The sequence below is a fragment of the Pseudomonas sp. P1_C12 genome (assembly GCF_056406435.1).
On sequence record NZ_JBFUAE010000013.1, the window covers coordinates 129,091 to 145,227 of the forward strand.

13 protein-coding genes are annotated in these 16,137 nt (G+C 61.9%); 6 read left to right on the forward strand and 7 right to left on the reverse strand.

Going from position 1 to position 16,137, the window contains the following annotated elements; all coding sequences use genetic code 11:
* Positions 1 to 166 precede the first annotated feature (166 nt).
* The 3 genes from hemL to AC1D19_RS21545 are packed head-to-tail and all read right to left on the reverse strand — an operon-like array spanning position 167 to position 2,934.
* On the reverse strand, positions 167 to 1,450 hold the full coding sequence (gene hemL / locus AC1D19_RS21535; RefSeq protein ID WP_477764492.1) for a glutamate-1-semialdehyde 2,1-aminomutase: 1,284 nt from the start codon (positions 1,448 to 1,450) through the stop codon (positions 167 to 169).
* Between the two features lie 31 nt (positions 1,451 to 1,481).
* A complete protein-coding gene (gene thiE / locus AC1D19_RS21540; RefSeq protein ID WP_477753821.1) occupies positions 1,482 to 2,105 on the reverse strand; it encodes a thiamine phosphate synthase in 624 nt (207 codons plus the stop codon).
* 31 nt (positions 2,106 to 2,136) lie between these two features.
* The gene (locus AC1D19_RS21545; protein WP_477753820.1) at positions 2,137 to 2,934 is read right to left on the reverse strand and encodes a hydroxymethylpyrimidine/phosphomethylpyrimidine kinase; all 798 of its coding nucleotides are present in this window, start codon (positions 2,932 to 2,934) and stop codon (positions 2,137 to 2,139) included.
* Between the two features lie 368 nt (positions 2,935 to 3,302).
* Between AC1D19_RS21545 and AC1D19_RS21550 the strand changes: the two genes are divergently transcribed.
* The 4 genes from AC1D19_RS21550 (at position 3,303) to AC1D19_RS21565 (ending at position 9,735) form a co-directional block, all read left to right on the forward strand.
* The gene (locus tag AC1D19_RS21550) at positions 3,303 to 5,687 is read left to right on the forward strand and encodes a 7TM diverse intracellular signaling domain-containing protein (RefSeq protein WP_477764493.1); all 2,385 of its coding nucleotides are present in this window, start codon (positions 3,303 to 3,305) and stop codon (positions 5,685 to 5,687) included.
* Between the two features lie 74 nt (positions 5,688 to 5,761).
* The gene (locus tag AC1D19_RS21555; RefSeq protein WP_477759721.1) at positions 5,762 to 7,411 is read left to right on the forward strand and encodes an acyl-CoA dehydrogenase family protein; all 1,650 of its coding nucleotides are present in this window, start codon (positions 5,762 to 5,764) and stop codon (positions 7,409 to 7,411) included.
* Positions 7,412 to 7,528: 117 nt separating this feature from the next.
* Positions 7,529 to 9,028, forward strand: coding sequence for an AMP nucleosidase (gene amn, locus AC1D19_RS21560; protein ID WP_477764494.1), 1,500 nt, complete (start codon positions 7,529 to 7,531; stop codon positions 9,026 to 9,028).
* 71 nt (positions 9,029 to 9,099) lie between these two features.
* Entirely contained in the window at positions 9,100 to 9,735 is a 636-nt protein-coding gene (locus AC1D19_RS21565) for a pseudouridine synthase (protein WP_477764495.1), read from the forward strand.
* Here AC1D19_RS21565 and AC1D19_RS21570 read toward each other — a convergent pair.
* Both AC1D19_RS21570 and AC1D19_RS21575 read right to left on the reverse strand, forming a co-directional pair.
* Positions 9,730 to 9,939, reverse strand: a complete 210-nt coding sequence (locus AC1D19_RS21570) for a DUF2788 domain-containing protein (RefSeq protein WP_003185724.1) — start codon at positions 9,937 to 9,939, stop codon at positions 9,730 to 9,732. The genes AC1D19_RS21565 and AC1D19_RS21570 overlap by 6 nt on opposite strands.
* Before the next feature lie 225 nt (positions 9,940 to 10,164).
* Positions 10,165 to 10,644 (reverse strand): Lrp/AsnC family transcriptional regulator, encoded by a 480-nt coding sequence (locus tag AC1D19_RS21575; RefSeq protein WP_007937367.1) that lies wholly within the window; start codon positions 10,642 to 10,644, stop codon positions 10,165 to 10,167.
* A 439-nt stretch (positions 10,645 to 11,083) separates the two neighbouring features.
* Here AC1D19_RS21575 and AC1D19_RS21580 point away from each other — a divergent pair, with 439 nt between their 5' ends.
* Complete coding sequence (locus AC1D19_RS21580; protein WP_477755746.1) at positions 11,084 to 12,127, forward strand: DUF6515 family protein; 1,044 nt, start codon at positions 11,084 to 11,086, stop codon at positions 12,125 to 12,127.
* Here the strand turns inward: AC1D19_RS21580 and AC1D19_RS21585 are convergent.
* Together AC1D19_RS21585 and AC1D19_RS21590 are read right to left on the reverse strand one after the other, a co-directional pair.
* On the reverse strand, positions 12,121 to 13,017 hold the full coding sequence (locus tag AC1D19_RS21585) for a cation diffusion facilitator family transporter (RefSeq protein WP_477755747.1): 897 nt from the start codon (positions 13,015 to 13,017) through the stop codon (positions 12,121 to 12,123). The two genes, AC1D19_RS21580 and AC1D19_RS21585, sit on opposite strands and share 7 nt — an antisense overlap.
* Positions 13,018 to 13,058: 41 nt before the next feature.
* Positions 13,059 to 13,478, reverse strand: coding sequence for a hypothetical protein (locus AC1D19_RS21590; RefSeq protein WP_008022979.1), 420 nt, complete (start codon positions 13,476 to 13,478; stop codon positions 13,059 to 13,061).
* 109 nt (positions 13,479 to 13,587) lie between these two features.
* Here AC1D19_RS21590 and hrpB point away from each other — a divergent pair, with 109 nt between their 5' ends.
* Positions 13,588 to 16,104, forward strand: coding sequence for an ATP-dependent helicase HrpB (gene hrpB, locus AC1D19_RS21595; protein WP_477764496.1), 2,517 nt, complete (start codon positions 13,588 to 13,590; stop codon positions 16,102 to 16,104).
* Positions 16,105 to 16,137: the final 33 nt, after the last annotated feature.

Here is a 16,137-nt window from a genome sequence, read left to right on the forward strand (position 1 = left end):
ATTATGAAATAAGCAGGGGCAACCTTACAAAGTCTTTACTCGTTTTTCTGCTGCGCGGGAAATATATCACCCGTTTTGCGAGGGATTTTTGCTGAAACTGTAGGAATACAGGCGGGCGTGTAGGTGAAGGCTGACGCCGGCAATGGCCAACGTCAGCGCCACAGCGTTATTTCAAGGCAGCGAAGGCGCGCTCGGCGGCGTCCAGGGTCAGTTTCAGCTCGGCTTCGCCATGAGCGATCGAAGTGAAACCGGCTTCGAAGGCGCTCGGTGCCAGGTAGACGCCCCCTTCCAGCATCAGATGGAAGAAGCGACCGAACAGGGCAGCATCGCTGGCCATGACGTCATCGAAGGTGACGATGTCGTCGGCGCCGCTGAAATACAGGCCGAACATGCCGCCGGCCTGGGTGGTCACGAACGGAATGCCGGCCGCATCGGCGCGCTGTTGCAGGCCGTCGAGCAGGCGAGTGGTGTAGTCGGTCAGCTCGGCATGGAAGCCCGGGCGGCTGATCAGGCGCAGGGTGGTCAGGCCGGCGGTCATCGCCAGCGGGTTACCGGACAGCGTGCCGGCCTGGTAGACCGGGCCCAGCGGAGCGATGCGCTGCATGATTTCGCGCTTGCCGCCGAAGCAGCCGACCGGCATGCCGCCACCGATGATCTTGCCGAAGGTGGTCAGGTCCGGTGTCACGCCGTAGTACGCCTGGGCACCGCCGAGGGCGACGCGGAAACCGGTCATCACTTCGTCGAAAATCAGCACCACGCCGTGCTTGTCGCACAGGGTCCGCAGGCCTTCGAGGAAACCCGGTGCCGGCGGCACGCAGTTCATGTTGCCAGCCACTGGCTCGACGATGATGCAGGCCACATCCTGGCCGACTTCGGCGAGCATGCTTTCAACGGCGTCGATGTCGTTGAACGGCAGGGTCAGGGTATGTTTGGCGAACGCTGCCGGTACACCGGCCGAACTCGGTACACCCTGGGTCAGTGCGCCGGAGCCGGCCTTGACCAGCAGGCTGTCGGAGTGACCGTGGTAGCAGCCTTCGAATTTGATGATGCTGTCGCGGCCGGTGAAGCCACGGGCCAGGCGAATGGCGCTCATGGTCGCTTCGGTGCCGGAGCTGACCATGCGCACCATTTCCATCGACGGCACGAGCGAGCAGACCAGGTCGGCCATCTGCGTTTCCATCTCGGTCGGGGCGCCGTAGGACAAGCCGTGCTCAAGCTGTTTGCGCACGGCGTCCAGCACGTCCGGGTGGCTGTGGCCGAGGATCATCGGGCCCCAGGAACCGACGTAATCCACATAGCGCTTGTTGTCTTCGTCGGTGACGTAGGCGCCTTCGGCATGCTTGAAGAACAACGGCGTGCCGCCGACGCTCTTGAACGCGCGAACCGGCGAGTTCACGCCACCGGGAATGTGTTTTTGGGCATTGGCAAACAGCGTTTCGGAACGAGACATGATCGGGCTCTCAAATCAGATTTTAAGCTACTTAAATAGAAAACAATTCGTTGAAGGCGCGGGCACGACGGGTCACTTGCGTCGTGCTCTCGGCGCCAAACAGGCCATGCACCACCGCCAGCAGATCGACGCCATGGGCCACCAGTGGGGCGGCGTTATCCAGGGTGATGCCGCCGATCGCGCAGATCGGCAAGTGCAACTGCTTGCGGGCCTGGTCGAGCAGGTCGAGGCTGCAGGTCGGTGCGCCGGGCTTGGTGTTGGAATTGAAGAAGCGGCCGAAGGCGACGTAACTGGCGCCTTCTTTTGTCGCTTGTTCGGCCAGTTCGAGTTGCGCGTGGCAAGTCGAGCCGATGATGGCTTTGGAGCCGAGCAGGGCGCGGGTCGGTGACAGAGGGCCGTCGGCCTGGCCCAGGTGCACGCCCACGTTCAGGCGGGCGGCCAGTTCGGCGTCGTCGTTGATGATCAACCGGGTCTTATAGCGCTCGCACAGCTCGCGCAAGGCTTCGGCCTCACGCAGGCGTCGGGCCTCGTCGCTGCTCTTGTCGCGGTATTGCAGCAAGGTGACGCCGCCTTCCAGCGCCGCCTCCACGTACTTGAGCAACTTGCCGTCCAGCAAATGACTGTCGGTAATGGCGTACAGACCACGTAGTTTCATCGGACAAGCCTCACCGCATTACAAATGGAAGTTACGAACAGAAATCCAGTGGCAAACGGCGCGGCACAAACTGGCCTTTGCCCAGCTGCTCGGCATCACGCAGGGTGCGCCATGTGTAGTTAAGCGCGGTCTGTACGGCACTGGCGAGGTTTTCGCCCAGGGCCAGACGACCGGCCAGCGCACTGGCCAGGGTGCAGCCGGAACCGTGATAGCTGCCCGGCAAGCGCTGACAGGTAAAGGTTTCGCGCAGGCCGTCGCGGCTGTACAGGCGATTGTGGATTTCGGTTTCGTCGCCATGGCCACCGGTGATCAGCAGGTGTTTGACGAACGGCAGGAGTTTTTCAGCGCACTCGTCCGCGGTGCCTTCAGGCAGTTCGGCGAGGATCCGGGCTTCGGGAAGGTTGGGGGTCGCAATGATCGACAAGGGCAGCAGGCGTTCGCGCATGGCATAGCCGACTTCGTCCTTGCCCAGGCGTCCGCCGCCGCCGGCGCGCAGCACCGGATCGCAGACCACCGGCAAGTGCGGGTGCGCCGAAAGCAGTTCGACCACGGTATCGACCATTTCCAGGGAGCCGAGCATGCCCAGTTTGACTGCCGCGACTTCGGAATCGTTGAGCACGGCGTTGGCCTGGGCCAGTACCCACTCACGGTCGAGGACGCGGAAGTCAGTGACATTGACGGTGTCTTGCACGGTCAGGGCGGTGACGGCCGGAGCTGCATGGCAACCCTGAGCGAGCAGGGCTTCGATATCTGCTTGCAAGCCGGCGCCACCACTTGGGTCGTGGCCGGAGAGACAGAGGACAACGGGGCGAGAGCTGTAGATATTCATGGTGCGCGAGCTTACCACCAAACATGTTTTTTCGGTGTGCGCACGTATCGGAGCCGATTGCGCAGCGAGCAAAAGATCGCAGCCTGCGGCAGCTCCTACATGGACCGTGGATCGATGCAAATCCGTAGGAGCTGCCGAAGGCTGCGATCTTTTGATCTTTCTGACCAAGCCAACAGCTCTAACTCAATACATGGCGCTGGAACGCCCGTCCTAGAGCCTTTGTAGGAAAAATTTCAATGGTGTTTAATGGCTATCAACGGCTATGCTAGAGTGGATCCAAACCAATAACAGGTAATATCGTTTTTACGTCTGCTCAAAAGGAATGGGGGGCTTCCTGACAGAACCGGACAGGCCACGCTGGGGCTTCAATGCACTATTTGCTGATGTTGCTGTTGTGTTTGCCCCTCCTGGCAAACGCCGTCGAGTTCGATGAGTTCACTCAAAGCCTCCCCTTGGGCCGAACCCTGCAGGTCTATGAGGACGCAGGTGGTCAGGCGACCATTGCGGATATCCGTGCGCAAGCGGCGGCCGGAAACTTCAAACCGCACCACAAGGACACGCTCAACGCCGGGTACTCGCGTTCGGTGTTCTGGCTGAAAATCGACCTGCATTACCGTCCGGCCAATCCGGCGGCGCAACGGACCTGGCTGCTGGAACTGGCCTATCCGCCCCTCGATCATCTTGATCTCTATTTGCCTGATGCGGCCGGCAACTATCAGCGGGTCAGGCAGACCGGCGATGCCTTGCCGTTCGCCAGCCGCGAGATTCGTCAGAACAACTATTTGTTCGACCTGACGTTCAAACCGGACCAGGCCGAAACCGTATTCCTGCGATTGCAAAGCGAAGGCTCGATCCAGGCACCGGTAACCCTGTGGTCGAGCACCGCCTACCTCGAAGAGCAACCCGTGCGCCTCTACGTACTGGGGCTGATCTACGGTGTGCTGCTGGGGATGCTGGTCTACAACCTGTTCATCTACCTCAGCGTGCGCGACACCAGTTACCTCTACTACATCTTCTATATCGCCTCGTTCGGCTTGTATCAGCTGTCGGTAAACGGTGCGGCCGTGCAGTATTTCTGGCCGGACAACCCTTGGTGGGCCAACGCCGCGACGCCGTTTTTCATCGGCTGTGCGGGGTTGTTCGGCAGTCAGTTCGCCCGCAGTTTCCTGCAAATGGCTACCCACAGTCGCTGGCTCGACCGCTTGTTGCTGGCGCTGGTTGCCTTCGGTGTACTGGTGGTCGGACTGTCGTTGATGAGCAGTTACGCCCTGGCCCTGCGCCTGGCCACGGCGCTGGCGCTGGCGTTCACCGTGGTGATTTTTGCCGCCGGGATCTTTGCCTGGCTGCGGGGGCTGCGGGTGGCGCGGTATTTCATTATTGCCTGGTCGGCGTTTTTGCTCGGCGGCATCGTCAATACGCTGATGGTGCTGGGCTACCTGCCGAACGTGTTCCTGACCATGTATTCCAGCCAGATCGGCTCGGCCATCGAAGTGGCGTTGCTGTCCCTGGCGCTGGCCGACCGTATCAACGACATGCGCGAACAGCAGGCGCAAACGCTATTCGACGCCAGCCAGAAGCTTGAAGTGCTCAACCAGCAACTGGCTCGCAGTAACAAGCTCAAGGACGAGTTCCTTGCCACCCTGACCCACGAACTGCGCACGCCGATGAACGGTGTGATCGGTTCGCTGGAGCTGATGCAGACGGTCGAAATGGACCCGGAGCTCGAGCAGTATCAGCAGACGGCTGCGGGATCGGCGCGGGACATGATGCGTATGGTCAACGGCATCCTCACCCTCACCGAACTGCAGGCCGGCAAACTCAAGGCCTCGGCCGATACCTTCAGCTTGCGCGGCATGGTCGAGGCACTGCGCATGCAGTTCGAGGGCAACGCATCAAGCAAATCGCTGGACTTCAAGGTCGATATCGCGCCAGGTGTGCCGGATCGCTTGCACGGCGACAACGTCAAGATCGCGCAGTGCCTGGAATGTCTGCTGGATAATGCCATCAAGTTCACCAGGATCGGCGGCCTGGCCCTGCGGGTGACCGGCAAGGCCATTGAGCCCGACCGGCTGGCGTTGACCTTTGCGGTGATCGATACGGGCATTGGCTTCACTGATTTGGGGGAGGCCAAGATGTATCAACGGTTCTTCCAGCTCGATGCCTCGATGACCCGTGAATATGGTGGCCTGGGTGTTGGCCTGGCGATTTGCCGACAGTTGGTCGAATTGCTCGGTGGACGCCTGACGCATCGCACCGAGCCAGGACGCGGCAGCCGGTTTCAGCTTGATGTGGAAGTCGGACTGGCGGTGGCCGAACGCCCGGTGACGCCGTTGATGTCCCGGGATTTTCCGCGCCTGCGCTTGCCTCAGGATTGTGCCGTGCTGTTGGTGGATGACAACAGCATCAGTCAGTTGGTGATGCGCGGCATGTTGCTCAAGCTGGGGTTCCGTGTGCGTACGGCCGACAGCGCCGACGTCGCGCTCGATCTCTTGCAGCGCGAAGGGTTTGATGCGGTGCTGGTCGATTCTCAGTTGCCGCTGCAGGGCGGTGAGTCGGCGTGCTGCCAGATCCGCGCTTTGCCGGGTTATGCCGAACTGCCGCTGTTCGTGATTGCCCTGGGCGGTGACCGTGAGCGCTGCCCGACCGGTGCGGTGATTGATCACTTGAGCAAACCGGTGAAATTCGAAGACTTGCAGGCCGTGCTCTACCGCCGTGTGCTCTGCTCGCAACAGGGCGAAAGCGCCGACAGTTAGGCGTATATGACACTTTGTTCGGCCGAGGGGTGGTGCTTAACTGAAGTCCCTTGGCCGACCAAAGGAGCCCTGTCATGAACCTGCATCAGTTCGCCGAAACCCACGAAGTCACCAACCAGCCACCGTCACTGGATGGCGCCAACCTGTACCGCATCGATTTGCCGTTGCAGGAATGGTCGCGGCGGTTCGGGGCCGGTTGGGCCGAATCGCGGATCGATGCCTACGGCGCACTGGCCGGTGGCCCGTTGATGGAAGCCGGGTTCCTGGCCAATCAGAACAAGCCGGTGTTCAACAGCCATGACCGGTTTGGTCATCGTATCGATCTGGTGGAATTTCATCCGGCCTATCACCAATTGATGCGCGCGGCGGTCGAGCACGGCTTGACCTCGCTGCCCTGGGCGCACCCGCAGGACGGCGCCCATGTCGCCCGAGCTTCGATGTCGTATCTGCACAGCCAGGCCGAAGCCGGCAGTGGCTGCCCGTTGACCATGACCTTCGCCAGCGTTCCGGCCATGCGTCTACAACCGGACCTGGCTGAAAAATGGCTGCCGAAAATCCTCGCCACCGAATACGATCCGCGCAACGTCGGCATGGCCCACAAGGCCGGGGTCACCATCGGCATGGCCATGACCGAGAAGCAGGGCGGCACCGATGTGCGGGCCAATACCACCAAGGCGTATCCGGTCGGTGCCAGCGGTCCGGGCCAGGCCTATGAACTGGTGGGGCACAAGTGGTTTTGCTCGGCGCCGATGTGCGACGCGTTCCTGACACTGGCGCAGACCGACAAGGGCCTGACCTGTTTCCTGTTGCCGCGTCACCGCCCGGACGACACACGCAATCAGTTCTACATCCAGCGCCTGAAGAACAAGCTCGGCAACTGCTCCAACGCCTCCAGCGAAGTGGAGTTCCGTGGTGCGCTGGCGTGGATGGTCGGTGAAGAGGGCCGGGGTGTTCCAACGATCATCGAGATGGTCGCCATGACCCGCTTCGATTGCATGGTCGGGTCCAGTTCACTGATGCGTCAGGCGCTGACTCAGGCCAGCCATCACTGCGCTCACCGTTCGGTTGGCGGCAAACTGCTCAGCGAACAGCCGTTGATGCAGAACGTGTTGGCGGATCTGGCGCTGGAAAGCGAAGCCGCCCTGGCCTTGAGCCTGCGCATGGGCCGCGCGCTGGATCATCTGGATGATTCACAGGAAGCCAAATTCGCCCGACTGGTGACGGCAGTGGGCAAGTACTGGATCTGCAAGCGGGCGCCGGCCATGATCAACGAAGCCGCCGAATGCATGGGCGGCGCGGGTTATGTCGAAGAGAGCATCCTGCCGCGGCTTTACCGCGAGGCGCCAGTGAATTCGACGTGGGAAGGCTCCGGCAACGTGCAATGTCTCGACGTGCTGCGTGCCCTGTCGAAAGAACCGGGTGTGCTCGACGCGCTGTTCAGTGAGTTGGGCGATGGCCATGGTGACAAGCGCCTGGCTGCGCACATCCATCAATTGCAGGCGGCATTCAAGGACTCCAGCGACATTCAGTACCGCGCCCGGCAGTTGACCGAGGACATTGCGCTGGGGCTGCAGGCCAAATTGTTGCTGGAAGCCGGGAATGCGGTGGTCAGTGATGCCTTCATCGCCAGTCGTCTGGAGGGTGGCGGGCGAGTCTACGGCGCGTTGCCACGAGGCCTGGACGTGGAAGCCATTGTCGCCCGCTCGACTCCACAAGGATTCTGATTGGTTAGAAGATCGCAGCCTGCGGCAGCTCCTACGGGTGCACGACGAGCCCTTGTAGGAGCTGCCGCAGGCTGCGATCTTTTTTGGCTGTTCCCGTGAAGCGACGATGCAGGCAAGATGAAGGTCTGCAAGTCAGAACACAGGATGCTGATCGTGACCGAAGCTTTTATTGTCGTTCAAACCGCCGAGCAAGCCGTGGATCGGCTTGCACTCTTGCACAATCGTGCAACCACCGCGCTGAGCCAGGCGCTCAAGCGTTACCTCAAGGATCGCGTCGAGCCTGATGCCGAGCAGCGAGCGCAGTTCCGTTATCCCGAGCTGCGCCTGACCTACCTTTGCCAGGGCGAAGTCCCGCAGACCACCCGTGCCTACGCCAAGGTCCAGTTGCCGGGCACCTACAGCGTCACCGTCACCCATCCATCGGCTTTCCGTAAATACCTGCTGGAACAGCTGGTTCCGCTGATGCACGACTTCACCGTGACCGTGGAAGTCGGTGTCAGCGAGCAGAACATCCCGTATCCGTATGTGGTCGAGCAGGGCGATGAGCTCGCGGGTTCCGGCGTCACCGCTGCCGTGCTGGCGCGGGTGTTCCCGAGTACCGACCTGTCGGCCGCGACCGACGGCATTGCCGACGGTTTGTACGATTGGGAAAACACCGATCCGCTGCCCCTGGCCCTGTTCGATGCCGCGCGGGTGGATTTTTCCCTGCGCCGACTGGTGCATTACACCGGCAGCGACTGGCGGCATGTGCAGCCGTGGATTCTGCTGACCAACTATCACCGCTACGTCGACCAGTTCATCGTCCATGGTCTGGAACAGCTGCGCAAAGACCCGCGTTTCGTGCGCATGGTGTTACCGGGCAATGTGATCATCGAAAAGAGCATGGACCACGACGAAGCCTCGGCGATTGCCGCCGGGGTGGTCTGGCACCGCTACCAGATGCCGGCCTATCACCTGATCGCCAGTGACGGCCACGGCGTGACGCTGGTCAACATCGGCGTCGGCCCGTCCAACGCCAAGAACATCACCGACCATCTTGCCGTTCTGCGTCCGCATTGCTGGCTGATGATCGGCCACTGCGGCGGCCTGCGTCAGTCGCAAACCATCGGCGACTATGTGCTGGCCCACGCTTACATGCGCCGCGACGGCATTCTCGACCGGGTGGTACCGCCGAACATTCCGATTCCAGCCCTGGCCGAAGTGCAGCTTGCGCTTCAGCAAGCGGCGGCCAACGTCACTGGCGAGAAGGGCGACGAACTGAAGAAACGCCTGCGTACCGGTACCGTGCTGACCTACGACGACCGTAACTGGGAACTGCGTTGGGCCCAGGAACGTCCGCTGATCAATCTGTCCCGCGCCGTGGCGGTGGACATGGAAAGCGGCACCATCGCCGCCCAGGGTTATCGCTTGCGGGTACCGTATGGCACGTTGTTGTGCGTCTCGGACAAACCGCTGCACAGCGAAATCAAGTTGCCGGGCTCGGCCAACGCCTTCTATGAGCGCGCGGTCAGCCAGCACTTGAAGATTGGTATCGAGGCGGTGGATCTGTTGCGTACCGAGCTCAACTCATTGCACTCGCGCAAACTGCGCAGCTTCGACGAGCCACCGTTCCGCTAACGGTTGTCGTGGTCATTTGGCGGTCGGGGCACTAGCATTAGCAGCCCTGATCGTTAGATGTTCACTTCGCCATGTCCCGTCCTCAACGCCCCGTTTCCCGCCGCCCTGGCGCGAAACCCTCTACTTCAGCCCAGCGCCGTGTCGCCAAGGCACCGCCGGCCGAGCCGAAACTGATCCTGTTCAACAAACCGTTCGATGTGCTGACGCAATTCAGCGACGGCGAAGGGCGCGCGACCCTCAAGGATTACATCGAAGTACCGGGAATCTATCCGGCCGGACGGCTGGACCGCGACAGCGAAGGCTTGTTGCTGCTGACCAACGACGGTCAGCTTCAGGCGCGGATCGCCGATCCGAAACACAAACTGGCCAAGACCTATTGGGTGCAGGTCGAGGGCGAACCGAGCGCCGAGCAATTGCAGCGCTTGCGTGACGGCGTGGAATTGAATGACGGCATGACCTTGCCCGCCGAGGCGCGGCAACTGGACGAACCCGAGCTGTGGCCGCGCAATCCGCCGGTGCGCTTTCGTAAAAGCGTGCCGACCAGTTGGCTGGAGTTGGTGATTCGCGAAGGGCGCAACCGCCAGGTGCGGCGCATGACCGCTGCGGTGGGTTTGCCGACGTTGCGCCTGGTACGGGTCAGAATCGGTGACTGGACGATCGAAGGGCTCGATCAGGGACAGTGGAAAGAAGTACCGGCGCGCTTATAAGGCGCCGGATTCGATCAGGCCGATCACCACGCTCTTGATCACGAACGCCGCCACACCCAGGCCCAGCACGAAGAACAGAATGAACGAGCCAAAGCGCCCGGCCTTGGACTTCTTCGCCAGATCCCAGACGATGAAACCCATGAAAATGATCAGGATGCTGACCAGGCCGGTCATCATCCACTCTTCGAAAACTGCAGGGTCCATCGAACATCTCCGGCGCGGGCGAGGCTAAAAGGGCGCGGGGAGTATACGCCTGCGCGGGTTCGCGCTGTATTGACCTGCGTCGGTGTGTCGCAGTCATTCGTCGCCCGGCCTGCTCTTGTAGGAGCTGCCGAAGGCTGCGATCTTTTGATGTTGCTTCTTATGGACGATCAAAAGATCGCAGCCTCGTTTCACTCGACAGCTCCTACCAGCTCCTGCGAAAGTCCATCAGCTACGCAGATGAGTCAAAGGCAGTTCGGTGCTGTTCAAAACCTGATTCAGCACAAAGCTCGAACGCACACTGGTCACCCCTTCAATCCGCGTCAGATGCCCCAGCAGCAGTTTCTGGTAGTGATCCATGTCCGGCACCACGACCTTGAGTTGATAGTCGGCATCCATCCCGGTCACCAGGCTGCATTCAAGCACTTGAGGCAGGGTGCGGATGGCCGCTTCGAAATTCTCGAAACGCTCCGGCGTGTGACGGTCCATGCCGATCAGCACATAGGCCGTCAGGCTCAGGCCGAGCATTTTGCGGTCGAGCAGGGCGACCTGGCGGGAAATGTAGCCGTCGTCTTCCAGTTGCTTGACCCGCCGCGAGCACGGCGAAGGCGACAGGCCGATGCGCTCGGCCAGCTCCTGGTTGGAGATGCGTGCGTCGCGCTGCAATTCCGCCAAAATACTCAGGTCGTAACGGTCGAGCTTGCTCATCAAACGGTCCTTTGTCGTAACTATTGCTGAGGATTATGTGTCAGGGGTTAAAAATTGCGCAAGTGATGTTTAATTCAGCAATCTTCGCAATCCTCTGCCGGTGCTCCCGGCCTATTCTTATCACCAGAATCACTGCTCGGACAAACAGTCCAGTGCGGCTCGCCGAATCAGGCCCGCCGCGGTCGCCACCCCCACCGGGGATGTGCCGGCCCCCGAGCTACACACTGTCCAGAAGACGGCGTGAGGTGAGCCGGCGCCACAAGCGTCGAGCCAGGACGAAGTTCTCTAAGGGGAGGCCGACGGGTCTCCCCTTTTTCTTGCGTGTGGAATTTGCCCCCCGACCCTCAATAAATAAGTTGCGTGACTGATAACCTGTTGCAGAACCGGTCGGTGCTTTCCCAGTCTTACGTACAGGCCCTGACTCTTAATGAGGAAAAGCATGAAATCGCGTTTCTGGCGTTTGGCCGGTGTTGGTTTGCTGTGTGTCAGTGTCACTGCGCAAACGATGGCCGATGAGCAGCAAAACCGTGGCCATGACGGCGGGCAACATGGCCAGGGAGGGCATCAGGGTGATAACCAGGGCCAGGGTGGCAACAACCAGCCGCACCCGCAAAACGGCCAGCAGCAGAATCAGCCCCGCGCGCAGAACAATGACAACCGCCAGTCCGAGCACAACGGCCAGAATCAACATCAGAACAATGGTCAGTGGCAGAACCGTCCAGCGCCGGACTTCAACAGCCGGGTTCGCTCGCCGCCTCCACCGCCGCAGGCGCCGGCCACTGACATGCCGATCCAGCCCCGCCCCGACACCGTGCACCAGACCCAGCCGCCGCAGCGCGGTTACTACCAGGATCAGCCGCGTCGCAACGATTACAACCAGCACTGGAATGGCTACACAGGCGCACCGTCCAATGACAATCACTGGCAGGGGCGCCCGAGTGGCCATGGTAACGGCTGGGGGGCAGGCCCCAGGTATCGCCCCGGCCAGGTGATCGACCGCTTCCCCGAGCGTAACTTCCGCGTGCCTTACCGTGGCATGGATTACTACTATTCCGGTGGCTACTGGTATCGCCCGCTAGGCCCGCGTTATGAGGTGGTAGAGCCACCGCGCGGGATTCGAGTCAGATACCTGCCCGATTACGCCCAGCAGTTGTGGATCGGCGGGGCGCTGCTGTTCCTCGCGGCGGGCTCCTACTACGCCTATCAGGAAAGCACTCAGGACTACGTCGTGGTCGAGCCGCCGGTTGGCCAATCGCAACCACCCGCCGGCAACAATGGTTATGACGTGGAGGCATATCCAGCCAACGGGCAGTCGCCGGAGCAGGTCAGTCGGGATGGTTACGAGTGCTATCAATACGCGGTGCAGCAGAGTGGTTTCGATCCACGAACCGCCACCTACCAGCCAGACCCGGCGGTGGTGCAAGCCTACCGACAGGCTCAGGGCAACTGCCTGAGCAGTCGCGGTTATCAGGTGAATTACTGAGCCCGGGCGGCTTTCACCACTTCCCGCGGGTCGGCGTGCACCAGCACTTCGGCGCGCGGGTAGGCGCTGTGAATGGCTGCGGCCGCCTGATCGCTGATGCCGTGGGCGACTGACAACGTCAGTTCCCCCGGCAACTCCAGATGCAACTGCACAAACCACTGGTTGCCGGAGATCCGCGTACGCAAGTCATGCGCACCCAACACACCGGGCACGCTACACGCCAATTCCAGCATGTGCTGGCTGACATCCGGCGGCAGTTCTTCATCCATCAACACCGCAAAACTCTCCCGGGCGATCTGCACCGCGCTCCAAAAGATATAAGCGGCGATGCCCAGACCAAACCAGGCATCGACCTGATCCCAGCCAAACCCGGCCAGTACCAGCGCCAGCAGAATGCTGCCGTTGAGCAATATGTCCGAACGGTAATGCAGCGAGTCGGCACGCACGGCGTTGGAGCCGGTTGCCTTGACCACCCGATGTTGCAACATCAGCAAGGCCAGGGTCAGGGCGAGCGAGAACACAATCACACCGATGCTGATCCACGGCGCGCCGACCGGTTCGGGGTGTTTCAGCCGATCATAGGCATGCAACGCAATCAGTACCGCACTGCCGCCAATGAACAGCGCCTGGGCCATGCCTGCCAATGACTCAGCCTTGCCGTGCCCGTAGCGATGATCATTGTCGGCGGGGCGCAGGGCGTAATGCACCGCCAGCAGGTTGAGCAATGACGTGACGCCGTCGAGTGCCGAGTCGGTGAGCCCGGCGAGCATGCTCACCGAGCCGCTCAGCCACCAGGCGATGCCTTTGGCGACGATCAAGGTGCACGCCACCGCCACCGAGGCACGGGTCGCCAGCCGCAGCAGGCGGGCGTGTTCGGAGCTGGAGGTCATAGTGGCCATCGTTCCTTGAGGATTCCTTTGGCGCGCAGGGACTACGCGGCTGGTTGCAGGCCGAACATCGCCAGTTGTTGGGCGCTGCCCTTGCTCTGGATCAGGCGTGGATCGTCCAGCGGGAAGCTGCGGCCCAGTTCGCTTTCCAGAATAGTCTGCAACTTGCGGTTATCGACCTTGCCGTCGGGACCGATGGCGTCCTTGAGTTTTTGTGGATCGACCTGGGCGGTCTTGCCCGGCTCGAAATAAATCGCGCCAGTGGCGAAGTCCACGGCAAACGCGATCAGGCCGGGGATGATGTAGAACAGCAGGCCAACGGCGTCGAGCGCGGCGATGGCCGGGTCGATCTTGCCTTCGATCTGGCCGCGGCGATCGGGGTAGAAAATCGAACCGCAGGCTGTCACTTGAGTCAGCAAGGTTGCGACCAGAACACCGCCAATCAGGCGAAAGGGAGCACGCATATGAAATCTCCTGGGTAATCTCAAAACGAAACGTCGTCGGTATGAATTAAGACCCTGACGAACGCCTGACAGTTCGCCGTTATACTCGGCCCTCTGTTTTGGAGCCAGCATGATTTCTTTGCCGATCGATGAAGTTTTACCCGCCCTGCGTGAAGCCCTCGCTACACGCCACGAAGCCGTGCTCGAAGCGCCGCCCGGCGCCGGTAAAACTACCCGCGTACCTTTGGCCTTGCTCAACGAGCCGTGGCTGGCCGGGCAGACCATCCTGATGCTCGAACCCCGCCGGTTGGCCGCGCGTGCAGCGGCGGAACGGCTGGCCAGTGAGCTGGGGGAGAAGGTCGGCGAGACCGTGGGTTATCGCATTCGGCTCGACAGCAAGGTCGGCCCCAACACTCGTATCGAAGTGGTCACCGAAGGCATCCTCACCCGGCGCCTGCAGGACGACCCGGCACTGGAAGGCGTGGGCCTGCTGATCTTCGACGAATTTCACGAGCGCAGTCTCGACGCTGATCTGGCGCTGGCCTTGAGCCTCAATGGCCGCGAACTGTTCCGTGACGATCAGCCGCTGAAAATCCTCTTGATGTCCGCCACGCTTGAAGGCGAACGCTTGGCCGGGTTGCTCGACGACGCGCCGATCCTGCGCAGCGAAGGGCGCATGTACCCGGTGGCGATGCGCTGGGGCCGGCCGTTCCAGTCTGGTGAATTCATCGAGCCGCGTCTGGTGCAGACCATCCTCGAAGCCTTGAACGACGAGACCGGCAGCGTGCTGGTGTTCCTGCCGGGGCAGGCGGAAATCCGCCGCGTGCATCAGCAACTGGCGGATGCCTTGGGCGAAAATACTCAGGTTCTACTGTGCCCATTGCACGGTGAACTGGACCTCGCCGCGCAGCGGGCCGCGATCGATCCGGCACCGGCGGGCAAACGCAAAGTGGTGCTGGCCACCAATATCGCCGAAACCAGTTTGACCATCAACGGCGTACGCGTGGTGATCGATGCCGGGCTGGCACGGGTGCCGCGTTTCGACCCCGGCAGCGGCATGACCCGCCTCGACACCCAGCGCATTTCCAAAGCCAGCGCCACCCAGCGCGCGGGCCGGGCCGGGCGACTGGAACCGGGCGTGTGTTATCGCTTGTGGTCCCAGGACCAACACGAGCAACTGGCGGCCTATGGCAGTGCGGAAATCCTTTCGGCGGACCTCGCCGGGCTGGCCTTGCAACTGGGACGTTGGGGCGTGACGCCCGGGCAACTGGTGTGGCTCGACGTGCCGCCGGCCGCCGCTTATGCACAGGCTCAGGACCTGCTCGAACGCCTGGGAGCTCTGGAGGGGGACGCATTGACCCGCCACGGTCAGGCCATGGCCGAACTGCCGGCGCATCCGCGTATCGCGCATTTGCTGTTGCGTGGCCAGGCACTGGGGCTGGCGGACATGGCCTGCGACGTCGCGGCGCTGCTCGGCGAGCGCGATATCTTGCGTGGCGCCGGGGCGGATTTGCACAGTCGGCTGGTGCTGCTGTCTGGCGAAGAACGCGCCGCACGCGGTGCCCAGGGCGGCGTGCAGCGCGCACGGCAACTGGCGCGGCAATATCGTGGTTACCTGCGCGGCAAAGCCTCGGAGCCGGTCAGCGATCCGGATCATCCGCGCTGGCTCGGCGCGTTGCTGGCGCTGGCCTATCCCGACCGTGTCGCCCAACAGCGACGTGCCGGTGGCGCTGAGTATCGTTTGGCCAACGGCCGTGCCGCACTGTTCGCCGAGGCCGACAGTCTGATGAAGCAGGCGTGGCTGGTGATCGCCGATCTGGGCAGTCGCCAGGGCCAGCGTGAGGAGCGGATTTACCTGGCGACGGACTTCGATCCGGCGCTGTTCGATTCAGTGCTGGCAGAGCAGGTGCGCTGCGTCGATCAACTGGATTGGGATGAGCGTGAAGGCGTGCTGCGGGCCGAGCGTCAGCGCAAGGTCGGTGAACTGATCCTCAGTCGCGAGCCACTCACGGGCCTCGACGAAACCGCCCGCAGTCAGGCGCTGGTGAACCTGGTGCGGCGCAAAGGCCTGGAGCTATTACCGTGGACCCCGGAGCTGCGTCAGTGGCAGGCGCGGGTGGCGTTGTTGCGGCAACTGGACCTCGCCGGAAAGGGTGACAGCGAGTGGCCGGATGTCAGCGACACGGCGTTGCTCAAGAGTCTGGAGAACTGGCTGATGCCGTATCTGGGCAAGGTTTCCCGGCTCAGTCACTTCGCCAATCTCGACCTGTCGAGCATCGTCCACAATCTGTTGCCGTGGCCATTGCCGCAACGGCTGGACGAGCTGGCGCCGCATCATTTGAACGTGCCGTCGGGCTCGTCGATTCGTCTGGACTACAGCGAACAGCCGCCGATTCTGGCGGTGCGTTTGCAGGAGTTGTTTGGCCTGGCCGAGACCCCGCGCATCGCCGGGGGCCGGCAGGTGGTCAAGCTGCATCTGCTGTCCCCGGCGCGGCGGCCGGTGCAGGTGACGCAGGATCTGGCGAACTTCTGGCGCAGCACCTATGCGGAGGTGAAGAAGGATTTGAAGGGACGTTATCCGAAACATTACTGGCCGGATGATCCGCTGGTGGCGGAGGCGACTGCGCGGATCAAGCCGCGTAAGTAGTCGCATCGCGATTACGTAGGAGCTGCCGCAGGC